Origin of the sequence: Lacipirellula limnantheis, assembly GCF_007746075.1 — a bacterium.
GTDB classification, from domain to species: Bacteria; Planctomycetota; Planctomycetia; order Pirellulales; family Lacipirellulaceae; genus Lacipirellula; species Lacipirellula limnantheis.
Window position 1 is genome coordinate 5,054,034 of record NZ_CP036339.1, and the last position, 19,791, is coordinate 5,073,824.

General features: G+C 63.1%; 10 protein-coding genes. 7 read left to right on the top strand and 3 right to left on the bottom strand.

The window, feature by feature from the left end; all coding sequences use genetic code 11:
* Positions 1 to 89: 89 nt before the first annotated feature.
* The gene (locus tag I41_RS19685; protein ID WP_145434637.1) at positions 90 to 4,322 is read left to right on the top strand and encodes a beta-1,3-glucanase family protein; all 4,233 of its coding nucleotides are present in this window, start codon (positions 90 to 92) and stop codon (positions 4,320 to 4,322) included.
* 149 nt (positions 4,323 to 4,471) lie between these two features.
* Positions 4,472 to 4,957 (top strand): pantetheine-phosphate adenylyltransferase, encoded by a 486-nt coding sequence (gene coaD, locus I41_RS19690; protein ID WP_145434638.1) that lies wholly within the window; start codon positions 4,472 to 4,474, stop codon positions 4,955 to 4,957.
* 390 nt (positions 4,958 to 5,347) lie between these two features.
* Here coaD and I41_RS19695 read toward each other — a convergent pair whose 3' ends face one another.
* The gene (locus I41_RS19695; protein WP_145434639.1) at positions 5,348 to 6,511 is read right to left on the bottom strand and encodes an AraC family transcriptional regulator; all 1,164 of its coding nucleotides are present in this window, start codon (positions 6,509 to 6,511) and stop codon (positions 5,348 to 5,350) included.
* Between the two features lie 484 nt (positions 6,512 to 6,995).
* On the opposite strand from I41_RS19695, the gene I41_RS19700 reads away from it, so the two are divergent.
* Complete coding sequence (locus tag I41_RS19700) at positions 6,996 to 8,114, top strand: Gfo/Idh/MocA family protein (RefSeq protein WP_145434640.1); 1,119 nt, start codon at positions 6,996 to 6,998, stop codon at positions 8,112 to 8,114.
* 219 nt (positions 8,115 to 8,333) lie between these two features.
* Positions 8,334 to 13,667: a PVC-type heme-binding CxxCH protein gene (locus tag I41_RS19705; protein WP_145434641.1), complete on the top strand. Its 5,334-nt coding sequence runs from the start codon at positions 8,334 to 8,336 to the stop codon at positions 13,665 to 13,667.
* Here the strand turns inward: I41_RS19705 and hemP are convergent.
* Together hemP and I41_RS19715 are read right to left on the bottom strand one after the other, a co-directional pair.
* Positions 13,651 to 13,854 carry a hemin uptake protein HemP gene (gene hemP, locus I41_RS19710; protein ID WP_145434642.1) on the bottom strand — a complete coding sequence of 68 codons (204 nt, stop codon included), beginning with the start codon at positions 13,852 to 13,854 and terminating at the stop codon, positions 13,651 to 13,653. The two genes, I41_RS19705 and hemP, sit on opposite strands and share 17 nt — an antisense overlap.
* On the bottom strand, positions 13,851 to 14,642 hold the full coding sequence (locus tag I41_RS19715) for a tetratricopeptide repeat protein (RefSeq protein ID WP_168207039.1): 792 nt from the start codon (positions 14,640 to 14,642) through the stop codon (positions 13,851 to 13,853). Before I41_RS19715 ends, hemP begins: the two co-directional genes overlap by 4 nt.
* A 388-nt stretch (positions 14,643 to 15,030) precedes the next feature.
* Here I41_RS19715 and I41_RS19720 point away from each other — a divergent pair, with 388 nt between their 5' ends.
* The 3 genes from I41_RS19720 to I41_RS19730 all read left to right on the top strand — a co-directional run bounded on the left by I41_RS19720 (position 15,031) and on the right by I41_RS19730 (position 19,709).
* Positions 15,031 to 15,759 carry a PEP-CTERM sorting domain-containing protein gene (locus I41_RS19720; RefSeq protein WP_145434644.1) on the top strand — a complete coding sequence of 243 codons (729 nt, stop codon included), beginning with the start codon at positions 15,031 to 15,033 and terminating at the stop codon, positions 15,757 to 15,759.
* Positions 15,760 to 15,778: 19 nt separating this feature from the next.
* Entirely contained in the window at positions 15,779 to 17,929 is a 2,151-nt protein-coding gene (locus I41_RS28355; protein WP_145434645.1) for a DUF1559 domain-containing protein, read from the top strand.
* Between the two features lie 82 nt (positions 17,930 to 18,011).
* A complete protein-coding gene (locus tag I41_RS19730) occupies positions 18,012 to 19,709 on the top strand; it encodes a Kelch repeat-containing protein (RefSeq protein ID WP_145434646.1) in 1,698 nt (565 codons plus the stop codon).
* Positions 19,710 to 19,791: the final 82 nt, after the last annotated feature.

Genomic DNA, 19,791 nt, shown 5'->3' on the forward strand with positions numbered 1-19,791 from the left:
AGATTGGTCGGGAGCGTACTGGCGCGAGCTTCGACTTCCGATATTCACTCAGGGAGACCTCCTGAACTCTTGCTGAAGCGAGTGTCGGTATGAGCCTGCGTCGTCAGCGTCATTCTTTCGCCAATCCGCAACGTCGCTTCTTGCAGATTGAAACGCTCGAACCACGCCAGATGCTCAGCGGCAATCCGGTGGTCATCCCGATTGTCAGCGGGACGACATACTCGTTCAAAGACGCCGACAACACGTCAGTAAGAATCAAACTGACCGGCGCCGGCAGCGGCCAGCTTACCCTGACCAACGGCCTAGCGACTGGCGGGGCGATCGACACGCTGACGATTTCCGGAACCACGGCGAAATCGCAATTGGTGATTACCGCCAGCGGCGGCGGCGACGGCTATTCGACGATCAACAGTCTGGTCGTGGGACAGAACCCTGGAAGCGGCGAGATTCTCAAACAGTTCACGGGGTCTGGCATCAACGTCTCGCCTGGCGGGCTGCTGCAGTTTTACGGCTCCGTGGGGTCAATTACCATTGACGACCTCGGTTCCGGGGCCGCCGTCAACGTCACGGGGGGGATCTCGAAAAGATTTACTGCTGACGAGTTTGACGCGAATTCCTCGATTAACGTCGCTGGCACATTAGCGTCGCTAAACGTGCAAACCATCGACGCCGGCGTCGACGTCGTCGCAAATCAACTGACGAAGATTACCGTCGGCAATTCCATGACCGGGGCCAACGTGAACGTCGGCTCCGGCGGCATCAACTCGGCGTTTTTTCAGAATCTCATCAGTTCAAACGTCTGGACAAGCGGCAATATTCTCACGGCCACGATCCAAGCGTCGAGCACTGGCTCCGCCCTCGCCGCCAATCGCGCACCTGGTTCTGACAACGTCTTCGGCACGCTCGACGACTTCACCATCAACGCCGCTAACGCAGCCAACGCGTCGATTGGACCCGTAACGCTCAACGGAGCCGTGGGAACCGGTTCCAACGCCTTGCAGTTGATCTCGACTGGAACCGTGGGCGCCGTGACGGTCCCTGCCATGCAACCCCAGCCTGACGTCATCGATCAGGCGATCTCTCAATTCATTCCGCTAGAGATCGCCCAAGCGGTCGCCAATGCCACCGGTTACGGGGACGATGACGTCTGGATCGCGGTCTTCGGTCAAGAAATAGTTACGCCAGGGCCGGGACAGGTTCCAGGCATTGGAACCACTTACTTTCTGGACGCGGCCAACCTCAATACGGCGGGCGCCAGCGGCCAGCCGACCCCCATCCCCATTTCCACCGCCACGTTGAACGTGGGACTCAATACGCCCGACCTTGCGATCCTGCCGAGCTCGACCATTGCGACGTGGGCGAACGCTTCGTCGCCCTGGGGGAGCAATCTCCAATTGCCCGTGCCGCAACCGGGCAACCAATACACCGGCCGCATCGTCATTTCCGTGGGGGCCCCCATTCAGGCGCAAGTCGTCGCCTCCAACGGCACCGTGGCGGCTCCGAGCGCATCGAGTTCCACCGACCCCAGCACCGGCACGTTTTACGATTTTTTGGAGTTCACCGTCACCAACAGCGCGTCCGGCGTCCCCAGTCTCGACGTCGACACCTCGCAGGTCGACTCCTTCGGCCTGCCGATGACGCTGCAGTTCTTCCAAGACGTGCTGGCTCAGAATCCATTCAACGTGAACTTCACGGGAAACACGGCGACCAGCAGCAAGACGGTCAACGGCCTCTCCAGCGTGGCTGGTTTGAAAGTCGGGCAGATCGTCACCGGCGCCGGCATTCCTGCCGGAGCGATTATCGATGCCGTCGGCACGAGCAGCATCACGTTGAGCCTCGCGGCCTCGGCGACGGCCACTGGCGTGTCGCTCTCCGCGCTCAACGGCGGACCCGTCGGCGTCGACGGCACGAGAAACGAAATACTCGACGGCGGCAACGCCAATTCACTGCTGACGTTTCTCAACGACCAACTGACCGCCGGTAATGAAGGGGCCCGACCCTTCCTGCAGTCGGCCGCGCCGTTCGAGATCGCCGGAGCGATTCCCATCAACGGCGCCACCGCCAGCGGTTCGCTGATCGTCTACACCGACAGCACGGTCGGTTTGACCAACGGAGACTCCGTCTCGATTTCCGGCGTGTTGGGAACGACCGCGGCTAACGGCGTCTTTGCCGTCAGCAACGTCACCGCCAACTCGTTCCAGCTCGTCGGCGCCACCAGCAACGGCGCGTACGTCTCGGGCGGCGCCTGGTCGATGGCGATCACCGGCGCCTCGAATCCTGGCGCCGGCCCTGGGAATCCGATCGTCATCACCGCCTCCAGCACCGGTAATTTGCAAAACGGCGATCTGGTCGAGATCACGGGCGTGCAAGGCAACACCAACGCCAACGGGTTCTTCTTCGTCTCCAACGTCACGGCCACCACGTTCACGCTCGTCGGCTCCGACGGCAGCGGCGCGACCTACACGACCGGCGGGACGTGGCGCGTGTTTGACAGCGGGCCGCGGCTCGTTTCGCCGAAGGACGTCGTCGAAGGGCTCTCCAGCGCCGCCTCGCTCAATCAACTCAACAATTACTTCAACGAAGCAATCGACGACTTCTTTCTGCAGTACCTCCCGGCGACTGAGCAAAATGCGATGGGAACCAACGGCGGCGGCCAGACGTTTAGCATCGTCTCCAACGCTTCCGGTTCGAATCTTACCTACACCGGCACCGTGAAAAACCTGGGGACGTCGTTCGGTTACGGCTTGTTTCTCACGACGCCGACGAGCCAACTGCCGTTCGTCATTTTCTATCCGTTTACCACGGCGAATACGCCTTCTGGCTATACGCCCCAATTCACAACCGTGGCGCCTCAGCCCTGGCTAACGACCGCCGGCCTCGAAGGCCAATCGGCGTCCCAGATGGTGTTCGCCTGCGACGGGTACTTCGCCGATAACACGTTCCGCGCCGCCTACTACGGACTCTCGACTGGCTGGTCGACGGTCCTCGGCGATCTCGAGGACTCGATCGCGTCGGCGTTCAATCGCGGCATCGCGCTAGAAGCCCCCGGCACCTGGGGGGATCGGTCCACCTGGTTTCAGCAAGGCAACGGTCAAGCGGGTAAATACAACTATTGGGTCCAGTACTGGCACGAGTCGGGCCTGGCCGTCAACGACCTGGCGTACGCGTTCCCTTACGACGACAAGTACGGCAGCAGCACCAATCTCAACGTCAGCCAGGTCGGGCTGGCGCGCGTGCTGCTCAACACTTGGAGCAATTTGCAGCAACCGACGACCACGACCTTCCTCAATTTCCCTGCATCCGCCCAGCAACAGGGACAGATCACGCTCACCGCCAACGCCGGCCCCCCGTTGAACCCCAATCCCATGGAAGGAACGATCACGTTCTTCATCGACGGCGTGGCGATCAACTCCAACGACTTCAGTTCCTCGCCGCCGCAACAACCGACTCCCGTCGACGGCAGCGGCAACGCGACGATCACCGCCACGCTACCTGCACTTTCCAGCGGCAGCACCACGCATACCTACATCGTCACCGCCGTGTACTCGGGCGACCAATACACCGCGCCTAGCATTGCCTACCAGCCGCTCAAGCTCGTCGGCGTTAACGGCGACTTCCTGATGACCGTCAATCCCGATCAGGCGGCTCTCGGCGCAAGCGTCAACGTCAGCGCGACGCTGCCGGGTTCGACCTTCAACGGCGCCGTCGCGCTCAGCATCGCCCATAGCGATGGAACGGGGAGCCAGGCGCTCTCGACGACCAACGTGACGAGTTCCAACTGGAACGCCAACGTCACGATCCCGACGAATCTCTTAACCTTCACCGGCGACCTGACGATGAACGGTAACCTGATCCAGAACGTGTCGAGCGTCGTCGATCTGCTTGAGGGCCAAACGATCACGAATGCCAATTTTACCGGTGCGCCCACGATCACCGCCATTACGCCCCCCAGTCTGAACTTGAGTCAGGCTGCTCTCAAGACAGGCACGGTGACCTTCCTCTCCAACGGCGTCCAGTTCACGGCAACGGCCATCGAGAACCAAACGACGCTCACGGGGCTCAACTCGTTGGCCGGTTTGGCCGCCAACGTCGCGATTACGCAAGTCACCGGCAACAGTGAATTGTTGCAGCCTGGCACGACGGTCGTTTCGCTGGTGCAAGGATCGGTGCAGGTCAACGGCAACGCCCAACATGCGGCGACCGGCGTCACGATCACCAGCAACGGCGCCGGAGCCATCTTCCCTGTAACCGCGGTCTTCACGCCGACCAGCGGCGGACCTTTCACGGCCAACATGGGATTCCAGGGCCCTGTCTTACCGTAGCAAGAGCGTTGCACGGTCCAGCAATCAACCGCCAAGCACGCCGGCATTGATGGAAGTTGCATGCGCTGCATGTTGCGGCGAGGCGATTGGGGAATGAGAATAGCTTCTGCCCGGTCGCCGTCCGTTTCTCAGACTCGGAACCCACAGCCATGTCCCGCCGCGCCGTCTACACCGGCTCGTTTGATCCCATTTCGCTGGGACATCTCAACGTCATCGAGCGCAGCAGCCGGCTGGTCGACGACCTCGTCGTCGGCGTTGGACACAATATCGACAAGCAGTCGCTCTTCACGGCGCAGGAGCGCGTCGACCTGATTAAGCTCGCCACGCAGCATCTGCCGAACGTCGAGGTGAAGATGTTCTCGGGGCTGGCGGTGCGGTTCGTCCGCGAATGCGGCTCGCGGGTGATCGTCCGCGGCGTACGCTCGCTGGGCGACATCGAGGCCGAGTTCACGATGACGCTGGCCAACCGACAGCTCGACCCCGATATCGAGACAGTCTTCCTGATGGCCGACGATCAGTACTCGCACGTCTCGAGTTCGCTCATCAAGCAGATCGCCTCGCTCGCCGGCGACGAAGAACTCGCCCGGTTCGTGCCACGGGTGATTATTCCGCATTTGCGGGCGAAAATTGGATAGCCTACACTCCACGCTTCGAAAAGTCTGTTGCAATTCAGCTACTTAAATTGAGGATGCAAGCCGCATGAATGCCGCAGCACTCTATTTGATTGTGCTAATCGGAGTTCCGGCTTATCTGATATATCTATTCGCCAGTTGGGCTTATCGGGACGGCGAATCACGAGGCAAGTCAGGTTGGCTTGTGATTCTGTTAGTACTGAGCGGATTCCCTGTGGGTTTGGTCGCGTGGCTTACGCTTCGTCCTGAAGTTGTGAGCCGCCCTCCCAACAGATCTCGCCCCATCGTCGGGCCAGGAACCGCCTACGAGGCGTCGACTAGCCGGATTGTTGACGTGGCTCGCGAGAAGGGGTCGCTGTTGCGTTAGCCGCCCCGCGACCGCCGGTCGCGGCTTTATCGCACTGAAGTGCGGCTGTCGCGGCGGTAGCCGCGCGGGGTTTGGCCGGTTTGGCGTTTGAACGCGACCGACAGATACTCCGCGTGCGGAAAGCCGGTGCGGCGGGCGATTTCGGCAAGCGTCAAGTCCGTCTCGCGCAGCAGCCGCGAAGTTCGTTCGATGCGAATCCGCATGATCTCGGCGTGGGGCGTCCGGCCGATCAGTTTTTGGAAACGATGTTCCAGCATGCGCCGCGAAAGCGGAACGACGCGCAGCACGTCGCCGACGGAAATGCCGTCGCAGGCGTGTTCGCGGATGAACCGCAGCGCCGACACCACATCGGCGTCGTCGACGGCGTAGACGTCGCTTGATTGACGCTGGGCCACGCCGCGGGGCGGGATAAGTATGGCCTCGCCGACGATCCGCTCCCCGCCCATCATCTGATCGAGGAGTTTGGCCGCTTCGTAGCCGGCGCGGTGGGTGTCGGGGATGACGCTGGAGAGAGGCGGCGTGCAGAGGCGGCATAAGCGGGCGTCGTCGTCGACGCCGATGACCGCCACCTGCTCTGGCACCGCGATGTCGAGCTCACGACAAACGTCAAGCAATTGCTGGCCGCCAAAGTCGTAACAGGCCATGATGCCGATGGGCTTGGGAAGCTTGCGCACCCAGGCGATCAGCCGGCGGCGTTCGCGGGCCCAAGAGAAGCCCTTTTCGACGCGCGACGCGGCGCGGAAAACCTGGCAGTTGCAACCGCTTTGCCGGGCGAACTCGGTGAAGTGATCCTCCCGCCACTGCGACCAGTTGAAGCTTGGTTCGCCATAAAAGGCGAGCTCGCGAAAGCCGCGTTCCGTGAGATGCGACGCAGCCAGGCGGGCGATTTCGCGATCGTTGGTTTCGACCCACGGGAGTTCGGGGACGCGGCGGGCGGCGGAAACGTCGACGGCGGGGAGACCCGATCGTTTGACGGCCGTGGCGATGGCCTCGGTCTCGATCCGCGCGATGATGCCGTCTCCCTGCCAGTTGTTGAACCACAACGGCGGCTTGGCGCCGCGCTGCTGCTCGCCGATGTAGATCGACCAGAGCTCGTGCTCGCGCTGGTACGCGATGATCCCGTCGAGCAGCCCACGCGAGTAGGCGTTCGACGTTTCGAGCAACAGGGCGACGGAGCGTCGTTTACGCATGAGTTCAAACAACTGCGGAGAAAACAAAACTGAGCCGGCAAGCGCCAAGAGAATGCGAGGAAGAGGGAATGCTCATCGGCACGACTCCTCGCTAATGGAAATTCGATCAGCGAAGATTAGCGTTCCCCTGAATTTTTCTACTCATCTCATCCGCATCTTCCGTTGCGCTCGTCGTGCCGTCGTGGTTCAATTCCCGAGTTTCATTTCTTGGGCGCCTGGCGCCTGGCAGGGAACGTTTTTATTTTGAGCCGGCCGAGATGGCCCGATTATTTGGTCGATTGACGCCTCAGTTAGCGATTGCTGGAGTTTAATTCGGCGGCCGCGCCGTTTTAATCGTTCGTGTAAAAGATCGCATCTCTTCTGCGCTTTTTCTCATTCTGGCTTGCGAAACGGCTGGTTAGGATCGATATTCTGGGGACTTCTCCTTACCTTCTCGCGGCAAGCGGTTCGCGAACAACTCTCTGGCTTCCAAAGGGGCGGCGATATGGCAACCCGACCAGTGCGCGTGGCAATGGTCGGTCTCGGGTTCGGGGCCGAATTCATTCCGATCTACAAGCAGCATCCCGACGCGGAAGTGGTCGCGGTTTGTCGGCGCGACGAGGCCGCGATGAACAAAGTGGCCGACGCGCTGGAGATCAACAAGCGCTACACGAAGTACGAGGACGTGCTGGCCGATCCGGAGATCGACTTTGTCCACATCAACAGCCCGATCCCCGATCACGCGTGGATGAGCATGGAGGCCCTCAAGGCGGGCAAGCACGTCATGTGCACCGTGCCGATGGCGACGAGCATTGCCGACTGTGAGAAGATCTGCCGGTTGGTCGCCGACACTGGCCTGAAATACATGATGGCCGAAACCGTGGTCTACAGCCGCGAGTTCTTGTTCATCAAGGAGCTCTACCAGAAGGGGGAGCTGGGCGAGATCCAATACATGCAGGCCTCGCACCCGCAAGACATGGACGGCTGGCCGGCGTATTGGGAACGGATGATCCCGATGCACTACGCCACGCACGTCGTGAGCCCGGTGCTCGGACTGGTCGACGGACGGGCGGAGTACGTCTCCTGCTTCGGCTCGGGACGGGTGCGCGACGATATTCGCGAGAAGTCGGGCAACTCGTTCGCCGTCGAGTCGTGCCACATCAAGATCGCCGACAGCGACGTCAGCGCCCACATCTGGCGGTTCCTCTACGACACGGCTCGCCAGTACCGTGAAAGCTTCGACGTCTACGGCACGAAGAAATCGTTCGAATGGTCGCTCGTCGAGGGCGAACCCCACATCATCCACACGGCGAAGAAGCCCGAGCCGGAGATCGCCAGCAAGGTGGAAGCGCCGGATTACGCCCACCTGCTGCCGGCCGAGATTCAGAAGTTCACCCGTTCGATCGAAGACGCCGAGCACCTGTCATTCCTGCAAGGGGGCGGTCACGGCGGATCTCATCCCCATTTGGTCAATGAGTTTGTGCGGGCGCTGGTCGACGACCGCGATCCGTGGCCGAACGCCGTGACGAGCGCCAACTGGACGTGCGTCGGCATTCTGGCTCACGAATCGGCCCTCGCCGGCGGCGCGATCAAGCAGTTGCCAGAGTTCACTCGCACGCGATAGTTTCCGGGGCGTTCCTCGGCTGGCCGGGGGGCGTCCGACGTCGTTCTGCACGCGCGGGCCGACTGATCTGAGCTTGTCCATTCAATCTGCGGGCGGTCGCCGACCCGAGACGACTTGCTGAAACCATGAAGGATGGTGGTTTAGAGCGAAATCGGCGTCGCAGACGCCTCCGACGATTAGCATGGATGAAATTGACTGACACTCTAAGGAACTTCCTCGATGATGAAGCTTTCCCCCGCGCTAGTCGCGCTCTTCTCAGCGGCGTTCGCCTTGTCGTCGGCTACGGCCCATGACGGGGACGATCACGATAAGTTCGTGAAGCACTCCTTCAAGAAGGAGCAACTCTCGAAGGAGTTCTTCGCCGAGGGAGCGAATTTTGGCGACATCAATCACGACGGCGTCAACGACATCGTCTCCGGCCCCTACTGGTACGCGGGGCCGAAGTTCCTCGAACGCAAAGAATACTATCCGGCGAAGCCGTTCGACCCGGCCGGTTACTCCGAGAACTTCCTCGCCTACACCCACGATTTCAACGGCGACGACTGGGATGACATCCTGATCATCGGGTTCCCGGGCGCGGAAACGTCCTGGTTCGAAAACCCGCAGGGGAAAGAGGGACCGTGGCAGCGGCACGTCGCGCTCGCGGTGACCGACAACGAGTCGCCGATGTTCACCGACGTCACCGGCGACGACAAGCCGGAACTCGTCTGCATGACCGGCGGGCAGATTGGCTACGCCGAAATCCCGGAAGATCCGACGCAACCGTGGAAGTTCCAGGCCGCATCGCCGGTGCGCGGCTATCAGCGGTTCACGCACGGCATCGGGGTAGGCGACGTTAACGGCGACGGCCGCAGCGACCTGCTGGAGCAAAATGGCTGGTGGGAACAACCGGAAAAGGTCACGGGCGAACCGTGGACGTTCCACGAAGTGAAGTTCAGCGAGCCGGGCGGCTCGCAGATGTTCGCCTACGACTTCGACGGCGACGGCGACAACGACGTCCTCACCTCCAAGGCGGCGCACGCTTACGGCTTGTCGTGGTTTGAGCAGGTGAAGGACGGCGACGAGATCAAGTTCATCGAGCGCCAGATCATGGGCGAGAAGCCCGAGGAGAACGATTACGGCGTCGCCTTCTCGCAGTTGCATGCCGTCGACCTGGCCGACATGGATGGCGACGGCGTCCTTGATATTGTGACCGGCAAGCGCTGGTGGGCGCACGCCGAGAACGACCCGGGGGCGCTGGAGCCGGCGGTTCTCTACTGGTTCCAAACGGTGCGCGACAACGGCACGGCGCGGTTCGTGCCTCATATGATCGACAACAACTCGGGCGTCGGCACGCAAGTCGTCGCTCGCGACTTCAACGGCGACAAGCTCCCCGACGTGATCGTCGGCAGCAAGAAGGGAACGTTCGTCTTCACGCACAAGGCCGAAGAGGTCGACGAGAAGGCGTGGGACGAGTCGCAGCCGAAGTTGCGCGACGGCGTCAAGGAGCCGACGGTCGGCGAGCACGCCGCGAATAGCGGCACGTCGGCCGCGACCAGCAGCGCCGACGGCTTTCCCGCGACGGCTGAGGACGGCCGCCGGCTAAATCTCGACTTCGAGAAGGGGAATCTCTCCGATTGGACCGCGACCGGTCAGGCGTTCGCCAATCAGCCGATCGAAGGGAACACCGTGCACGAACGGATCCCGGACGGCACAAGCAACTTGAAGGGGCTCTACTGGATCGGGACCTACGAGGGGCAAGGCGATCATCTGCAGGGCGAGTTGACCAGCATTCCGTTCAAGGTGACTCATCCTTACGCCAGCTTCCTGGTGGGCGGCGGCTCGGGCAGCGCGTTGGGCGTGCAGATCATCGACAAGGAAACAGGAAAGGTTCTCCACCACGCCAGCGGCCGCATGAGCGAAGACATGGCGCCGGTGGGCGTCGATCTCACCAAGCAATTGGGGAAGGAAATCTACATTCGCGTCCTCGACCTCGGCAGCGCCGGGTGGGGGCACGTGAACTTCGATCACTTCCGCTTCCACGACGAGATGCCGAAGTTCAGCGACACCGCCGGACCGACAAGCGTCGACGAATATCCCTACGCCGGGCTGCCGGGCCAGAAAGCGGTCGACGTGATGAAACTGCCGCCAGGCTTCAAGGCGATCCTGGCGGCCCAAGAACCCGATGTGAAGCAGCCGATCGCGATGGCGATCGACGACCGTGGCCGCCTGTGGGTCGCCGAGGCGTACGAATACCCGGTTCGCGCCCCCGAAGGTCAAGGTCGTGATCGGATCTTGATCTTCGAAGACGCGAACGGCGACGGGAAGTTCGATGGTCACAAAGTCTTCGCCGAGAATCTCAATCTAGTAAGCGGCCTGGAGCTGGGCTTCGGGGGCGTCTGGGTCGGCGCCGCGCCGTATCTGCTGTTCATCCCCGACCGCGACGGCGACGACGTGCCGGACGGCAAACCCGAAATTCTGCTCGACGGCTGGGCCTATCAGGACACGCACGAGACGCTGAACACCTTCATTTGGGGACCCGACGGGTGGCTTTACGGCTGCCATGGCGTCTTCACCCACTCGCGCATCGGCAAGCCGGGGACGCCCGACGACCAGCGAATTCCGCTCAACGCGGCGATCTGGCGGTACCACCCCACGCAGCATGTGTTCGAAGTCTTCACCGAGGGAACAAGCAACCCCTGGGGCGTCGACTTTGACGACAACGGGCAAGCTTTCAGCACGGCCTGCGTCATTCCGCATCTCTACTACAACATCCCAGGGGCGCGCTATCAGCGACAGGCGGGCAACCACTTCAGTCCGTACACCTACGCCGACATTCAGACCATCGCCGACCATCGCCACTACGTCGGCGAGAATCCCCACGGCGGCAACGGCCGGTCGAACGACGCCGGCGGCGGTCACGCCCACTCGGGAGCAATGATCTACCTCGGCGGCGCCTGGCCCGAGGAGTATCGCGGCCGCATCTTCATGAACAACATCCACGGACAGCGGCTGAACACCGATGTCCTCAAGCCGCACGGTTCGGGCTTCGTCGGCAGCCACGGCCCAGACTTCCTGCTGACGGGCGACCTGGCGTCGCAGATTCTCAACATCCGCTATGGACCGGATGGCAACTGTTTCCTCATTGATTGGTACGACACGAACGCCTGTCATCACAACAACATCGAAGGACACGACCGCAGCAACGGCCGCGTTTACAAGATCGTCTACGGCGAGAAGAAGGCGACCGCGGTCGACCTGCGCGAGCTCGACGACGTGGCGCTGGCGAAGCTCGCGCTCGATAAGAACGATTGGTACGTTCGCCACTCGCGCCGGCTCCTGCAGGAGCGCGCCGCCGCGGGCAAGCTGAGCGAGGCGGCGCGGCAGGAACTCGTGAGCATCGCCAAGAACAACGCCGATCCGACCCGCGTTCAGCGGGCGATGTGGGCCCTGCACGTCACCGGCGGGCTGCCCGCCGATTTGGCCGCGACGCTGCTAAAGCATCAGTCGCCGTACGTCCGCGGCTGGGTGATCCAGCTCTCGTGGGACGGCGGCCAGACGCCCGCGCCCGAAATGGTGCAGCAGTTCGTCGCGATGGCTCGGCAAGACTCGTCGCCCGTGGTGCGGCTGTTTATCGCCGCCGCGCTGCAGCACGTGGCGCCGGCCGATCGCTGGGCCGCGCTCGAGGCCCTCACGCGCCACGCGGAAGACGCCGACGATCATAACCTGCCGCTGATGTACTGGTACGCCGCCGAACCGCTGGCCGCGACTGATCCTGACCGCGCGCTGAAGTTCGGACTGTCGTGCGGCAAGACGATTCCGCTCTTGCGGAAGTTCATGATCCGCCGCATCGCAAGCATCGACGGCGCCGAAGCGCTCGCGTCGCTGGTGCAGGCCGTGGCCGACTCCGACGATGCCGCCGAACAACTCGAAGTGGTCGCCGGCATGCGGCAGGCGCTGCAGGGCCAGCGTCACGTCGCTCAGCCGAAAAACTGGCCCGCCGCCGCCGCGAAGGCCGCCCAGAGCAGCGACGAAAAGGTTCGTCGCGAAGCGACGGCCCTCGGCGTGACCTTCGGCGACAAGCATGCGATGGCCGCGCTGCGGGCCGCCGTCGACTCCGCGGGAGCCGGCGCCGAGGCGCGTCGGCAGGCTCTCGACGCGTTGCTGAGGGTGAAGGATCCGGAATTGCTGCCGACGCTGCTCAAGCTGCTTGCCGATCCCGAGTTAAGCGAGCCGGCGCTTTCGGGCCTGGCGTTGTACGATGACGCGAAAGTTCCCGCCGCGATCCTGGCGATCTACGGCGACGCGTCGCCTGGCGCGAAGCGCGCCGCGCTCGCCACGCTCTGCTCGCGCCCAGACTACGGCGTCGAATTGCTCAAGGCGATGGAGGCCAAGCAGATCGCCGCGGCCGATCTTTCCGGCGATCTGGTGCGACAATTGCAGAACCACAAGAACGCCGAACTCGATAAGCTGCTCGCCGAGACATGGGGTCAGGTGCGCAGCACGCCGGCCGACAAGGCGGCGATGATCGTCGCGTTGCGCGAGATGCTGAAAGATCCGCCGGCGAAGCCCGATCTGCAGCTCGGCCGCGCCGTCTTTGTGAAGACCTGTCAGCAGTGCCACACTCTCTACGGCCACGGCGCCAAGATCGGGCCGGACCTGACTGGTTCCAACCGCGCCGACGTCGAGTACCTGCTGTCGAACATCGTCGATCCCAGCTCGGTGATTGCAAAGGACTATCAGCAGACAGTCATCCAAACCATCGACGGGCTGGTCATCTCGGGACTGGTTCGCGCCGAAGACGACAAGTCGGTCACCATTCAGACGCCGACCGAGACGATCGTCGTCCCGAAAGACGAAATTGATCAGCAGCAGCTGAGCGACGCATCGATGATGCCGGACGATCAGCTCAAGCAGTTCGCTCCGCATCATATCGCATCGTTGTTCGCCTACCTGCAGGCACGCGAGCAAAACCCCGTGCTCGCGCAGCCAGACAATCAGGAACTGTTCTTCAACGGCAAGGACCTGAGCGGTTGGAACGGCAATCAGGAGCTCTGGTCGGTCCAGGACGGCGAAATCGTCGGGCGCAGCCAGGGGAAAGGTCTGGAGAAGAACGAGTTCCTGTTTAGCGACTTCGCCGCCGATGACTTCGAGCTGACGTTCCAGGTCAAGCTGATCGACGACGTCGGCAACAGCGGCGTCCAGTTCCGCAGTCAGGAAGCTGAGCATGGCGAAGCCCGCGGCTATCAGGCCGACATCGGTCCCGACTGGTGGGGCAAGCTCTATGAGGAGCTTGGCCGGGCCATTCTCTGGGACAAGCCGGGCGAGCAGCACGTCCGCAAGGGCCAGTGGAACGACTACAAGATCCGCGCCGAAGGGAGCCGCATCCAGACTTGGATCAACGGCAACCTCTGCGTCGATCTCGACGACCCCGAAGGGGCGCGCCGCGGACGCTTTGCGCTGCAACTCCACGCCGGTCCGGCGACGGAGGTGCGGTTCCGCGACCTCAAGCTGAAGGTCCTCAACGTCCCCGCCGCCGGCGAGGCCAACGCCAAGGTCACTTCTGCAGAATGAGGCGGTTGTTTCGCGTTACCAAAAGTCGATAGGTTTCCCCGGCGTGGGTGATGGCCACGACGCGGGCGCCCTGGAAGAGTTCGGAAGACTCGACGCTCCGCGGCTCCGCTGGCTGGGAAACCGAGGTCGCGTCCCGCGGCGGCGCCGCGCCGGAAGAAAACGGCGGCGTAGGCGAATCGGACGTCATGAGGCCTCCCCTGCCGAGGGTGGCGGGCCCGACCCTCCGTGCCGTAGCACGTTCGATAGCGCTGCCAATCGGCTTGCAACCCGCGCGGAGCGAACAACGTCGCCCCGCTCGATGCAGAGCTTCAGCGCCTTCTGCAGGCAGCAGCGGCAGTCGAGGGAGTCGACTTCCCGTTGCGATAGCTCGCTGAAGGCGCTGTACGCCAGGTCCATCTGGCCTAGCTTCATATGGAGCATCGCCAGCGCGACGCGATAGCGCGGTTCGTCCGGGTTGAGGCCGATCGCCCGACGCAACATTGCCATCGAGAGCTGGGGCGGTCGCCCCAGTCTCCCTAGCGCGTTAGCCGCGGCGAAACAGATCGCGTCGTCGTCGGGGCGGACGCGGCCGGCCCGCCGGCAGACAGCGAGGGCGGCCTGCCAGCGTTCGAGTGCGGCCAACCCGTTGTACAGCGGCTCCCACAATTCGGCCGGGAAGTTTGGATCAGCGGCGAGGTCGCCGAGCAGACTCGCCGCGGCCGAACGGCGCCCGTGCCGCAAGTCGCCGGCCGCTAGCACTAGCATTCCTTCGTAGCCAAGGGGCGCGAGCATTAACGCCCGTTGGATATTTTCGTAAGCCTCCGCCTGCCTTCCCTCGCGTTGCAGAAGTATGGCCCGCAGCCTCCAGAGAGCCCCGTCGTCCGGTCGGCGGGTCAGTTCAGCCTCAAGGACGTCGATGGCAGCGCGTGAAAAACCGCGTTCATATAACTGCGTCGCCCGCCGGGCAGCGTCTTCGCGTGGCGCCTGCGCGGTCATGATTTCGTCGCTCCAGAAGTGGAATCGGCTGGCTGGCAGGGCCCTAGCGGGCGGTAGCTGGCGGGAAAAACACGCATTTTGGGGATTCAGCCCCATTGACGTGCTCGTTAGGTCCGATAATCTATCGCTACTGAGACTCGATATCAAGACCGCCGCAGCCAGCTCGACATCCTTTCGGGGTGCACGCCAGCCAAGGTTCGAATCGCCGCGTCAACGGGACGCGGTACTCGAATCGCCGGCCGCGCCACGAAAGGAGCCACCGATGTAGTCCGACCCGCCGCGCCTTCCCGCTTGCAGTTTCTTCGATCGCTGTCCCACCGTAGCGGTTGAAGGCGTTTCGCGACCATCGAGACAGCACCACTGATTTTGCTCACTGGAGAGTTAGCTAATGATTCGCCACACAACTTGTGCCGTTCTGTTGACGACCGCCCTTTCGACCCTTGCTTATGCCGCGCCGCCGTTCACCGAAAACTTCAATCTCGGCGACGCCAACTGGCGTTTCAGCACCGCCACGACGCTGACGCCTGTCGCATCGGGCGGTCCCGACGGCAGCGCGTACGTCTCGCGCACGTTTTCGTTTTCGTCACTAACCAACCCCGCCGCGACGAGTGCCACCGTGTTCCGTGCCCAAGACGAGTTCAATTCGAGCGGCGTCGCCTACGCCGGCAATTGGGCCAGCCTTGGCGTGAACGAGGTCAGCTTGTACGTCCGTCATTCCGCGCCAGAACCCCTGGTGTTTAACGCCCGCTTTGCCAACCCGGCCAACTTTCCCGGCGCGAGTTATTTTTCCGATCCGGTCCCCGCGAACGTGTGGACGCCGCTCACCTTCGACGTCGCCGCGGCAAGCCCGCAGTTGGCTGATCCGTCGTATGAAGGGACAAGCTACGGCTTTGTGATGTCGAACATTGGCCACATGCAGTTTGGCGTCAATATTCCCGCGGCGTTGGTTGGCTCGACGACCCCTTTCACGTTTGATCTCGATTCGGTCAGCGTCGGCGTCGTCCCCGAACCTGCCGCGGCCGGGCTGATGGCGCTGAGCGCTGGCGCTTTTGGTCTGGCTGTTCGCCGTCGACGTTCGTCGATCAGCACTCCTCAGGCAAACGCAATCGTTTCCTAGGCAACGGTTCATAGGCAACATGGATATCGCCTGCAAACGCCGTTCGATCGCCCGCGCAGCAGCACTGGCCTGCTGCGCGGCGATCGCCGTTTGGAGCACGGCGGCCTGGGCTGCGACGGCTTCGTGGAATGCCCCCGATATCGACGTGTTCCATTACTCCAACGCCGACGAGCCAGGACGCGGGACGGCGCCAACGTTCGTCGGCGGATTCACGTTCGACGGATCGAACCAGTTCGTGCCGTCGACCGCCACGAACCCCGCGCGACTGGGCATGTCGATGGTCGCCTTCGATACCTCCGACCAGATCAACGTCGGCCTCGCTCCGCAGCAGTACCAAATCAACTCGGTGGCCGTCACCGTCCAATACTACAACGGCACATTCGGCACGTTGAAGTACGAAGATCAACCCGTCAGTCGTGCCGCCTTCCTCGCCGACATGCAGAATGGCGTCGGCGGCATCCAGCGGCCCATCGAACTATACGGCGTCGGCTTCCGCAGCGGGCTCACCGGATTTGACTTCGACGGAACATCCGATCCGCAGAAGTTCAACTCGCTCAGCCACGGCTACGGCGCGGGCGGCTATCGCATCTATCCCGTCGACGGCGATCCCGCGCAGCCAGGCGCGTACCGCGACGTCGCCAATAACCTGACCGGCGGCTTCAGCGCGACCGCTGCCGGCGGCACGATGGCGCCGTTCGATGCGACGCCGTGGGCGATCGGCAAAACCAATCTCGCGCGCGGCGCCGATCTGCCGGAACGAACGACCTTCACCTTCACGCTCGATCTCAATGCTCCGGGCGTCCGCAGCTATGTCCAAGCGTCGCTCGCCGACGGCGGCCTCGGCTTCATGCTGTCGTCGCTGCATCTGGCCAGCCAGCCGGGATTCGGCGTGCTCCCTTACCCGCAGTGGTTCATGCAGGAGTCGGTCGGCGGCTTCTTCAACGGCGTCGCCGCCACGCTGGCCATCGACTATGCGATGGGCTCGGTCGGACTGGCCGGCGACTACGACGGCAACCAAACCGTCGACGGCGGCGACTTTCTACGTTGGCAACAGACCTTCGGCGCCGGGGCATCTCCGGCCGGCTCGGGCGCTGACGGCGACGGCGATGGCGCGGTCGACGCCGACGACTTGGTGATTTGGCGCAATGCGTTTGGCGCCGGCAATTCATCTGCTGCAGTCGCCGCCGTCCCCGAGCCAGCTGCTGGCTTGCTCGCTCTGCTCGCGATGGCGGCCATTGGCCGTCGCCGGCCGCGATTGCTCCCGTCCCGCGATCTGAGGGCGCGCCGCGGCTTCACGTTGGTGGAGTTGCTGGTCGTGATCGCCATCATCGGCGTGCTCATCGCACTGCTGCTTCCGGCGGTTCAATCGGCGCGTGAGGCGGCCCGACGGATGAGTTGCCAGAACAAGCTCAAGCAAATCGGGCTCGCGACGCAAAACTACGCCGCCTCGCAAAAACACCTGCCTCCTCCCAAATTCGGCGACACGAATTACGACGAGCTCGGCAGCACCTTTGTGCTCTTGCTGCCGTACCTTGAGCAGGGGAGTCGCTTCGCGGCGTACGATCTGACGAAGAAGTCGAACGACCCGGCCAATTTACCCATCACGAGCCAGCCGCTGGACGTCTACACGTGCCCCTCGATGGCGATGATGCGGCAGGCGCCCGACGCGGGCTGCGGCGAAGTGCTGGGGCCGACCAGTTTCATGATTTCCTCGCGGACCGACTATGCAAACTTCGCGGCGCTCGATGGCGCCTTTGAGAATCCGCCGGCCGACGGACAGTATCGCTTGTCGATGCAGCACATCACCGACGGCGCGTCCAATACGCTGCTCGTCGGCGAAACCAACTACAGCCACCAAGGCTGGGTGTGGTCGGGCGGCGAATGCGCGACGCTCGCCGGCACGGTTAAATTCGGCGATCAGACCTGGGCCGAAGGTTACTGGGCCCTCTCCTGGGGACACATGTCCGCCAGCTTTCCGCAGGCGTACAACAATTCGGTTAATTTCCAAAAGCCGATCAGCGCTCGCACGTTCCGCAGCGATCATCCCGGCGGCGTCCAGTTCGTCTTGCTGGATGGCTCCGTGCGCATGCTCTCCGACGATTCGGCCCCGGAAATCCGCCGTGCGCTCGTGACGCGCGCCGGCGACGAGGTCGAACATCGCGTAGACTAACGCCCCTAAGTTGAATCCTGCAGCGACGCCTCCCGACTGGCGCCGCGCTCAATACGCTATCTCGCCCCAAGAAGGAAATCTGATGATTCGCTCCGCCCTCCCGCATCGCACCGCCCTGTTGGCGCTCGTGCTCTCCATCGCTGGCTATTCGACCGCGCTGGCCCATTTCCCTTGGCTCGCAGTCGACGACGAAGGTCGGGCGCTGGTCTTCTTCGGCGAGAGCCCCGACGAGCGCAACTACCATCTGCCCGAGGCGCTAACCGCTGCCAAGCTTCACAGCCGCGTGGGCGACGACGACGCTCAGGAAGTGGCGCTCGAAACGCTCGAAGAGGATGATTTCGTCGGCCGCCGTTCCGGCGAACCCGTTGCCGACGATGCCGTGTTGGAACTGACGGCCGAGTACGGCATCTACCACGGCATGCTGCTGACGTACTTTGCCAAGCATCTACCGGGCGAGACGATCGCCGCGTGGGAGAAGGCGGGGCCGTCGCAGGGCTTGAAACTCGACGTGGCGCCGAAGGCCTCCGACGAGGGGCTGGCGATCGCCGTCACCTGGGAAGGCCAGCCGCTGGCCGACGCCGGCGTCGCGCTGACCGACTCGACTGGCGAGACTCAAGAAGCGAAGACCGACGCCAAGGGGCTCGCCGCCTTCGCCAAGGTGGCCGCGGGTCCGGTGAGCGTCATCACCAGCCAGATGAAGAAAGGCGAAGCAGGCGAGCACAACGGCAAGGCCTACACTAGCGTCGCCAACTACGGCACGCTCACGTTCAATCACAAGAGCGCCGCAGCCAGTGAAAACGCAGCGAAGAAGTCCGCGGCGAACGAGGAGCCGGCAGCCGACGCCGAGCAGGCCCTGAGCGACTACCCTGCCCTCCCCGAGGCCGTCTCGAGCTTCGGCGCCGCGGTCTGCGACGGGTACCTCTACGTTTACAGCGGCCACACCGGCGGCGAGCACGAACACTCCCGCGACAACTTGTCGCAGAAGTTTCTCCGCATCAAGCTCGACGGCGGCGGCGAGTGGGAGGAACTGCCCATGGAAACGCCGTTGCAAGGCCTGCCGCTGGTCGCCCACGGCGGCAAGCTTTATCGCGTCGGCGGGCTGAACGCCAAAAACGCCGAAGGCGAGGACGAGGATCTCCACTCGGTTGCTGAGTTTTCCTGCTTCGATCCAGCCGCAAAAAAGTGGACGTCCCTGGCGCCGCTTCCCGAGCCGCGGTCATCGCACGATGCCGTGGTCATCGGCGACCGGCTCTACGTCGTCGGCGGTTGGACGCTCGATGGCGACCGCAAGGGCGCATGGCTCGACACGGCCTGGTCGTTCGACCTGACCAATCCGCAAGGCGCGTGGGAGCCGATTGCGAAGCCAAACTTCCGCCGTCGCGCCTTGGCCGCCGCGCAGTGGAACGGCAAGCTCGTCGCCCTCGGCGGCATGGACGCCGATCAGGAAATCTCCCGCCAGGTGAGCCTGCTCGATCCCGCGACCGGCGAGTGGACCGAACTGGCCGAGCTTCCGGGCGAGGACATGGACGGCTTCGGCGCCGCGGCGTGGAATCTCGACGGCAAACTGTTCGCCAGCGGCACGCAGAAGTCGCTGTACAAGCTGGCCGACGACGGCAAGTCGTGGGAAGCCGTGCTGGAGCTGAAGCAGCCGCGATTCTTCCACCGCCTGCTGCCGGCCGGAGACGCCACGCTGCTGTCGATCGCCGGGGCGTCGTTCGACGGGCACTTGTCGAATATCGAAGAGATGTCAGTCGCCGCTGACGCGAAGCAGACGAACTGAGCTGTAACGCCGCCGGCTCCGCCGCTGGACGAACGACGAACGAGACGCCGTCTTGAATTGAGTAGACCGGTAACACCGGCGA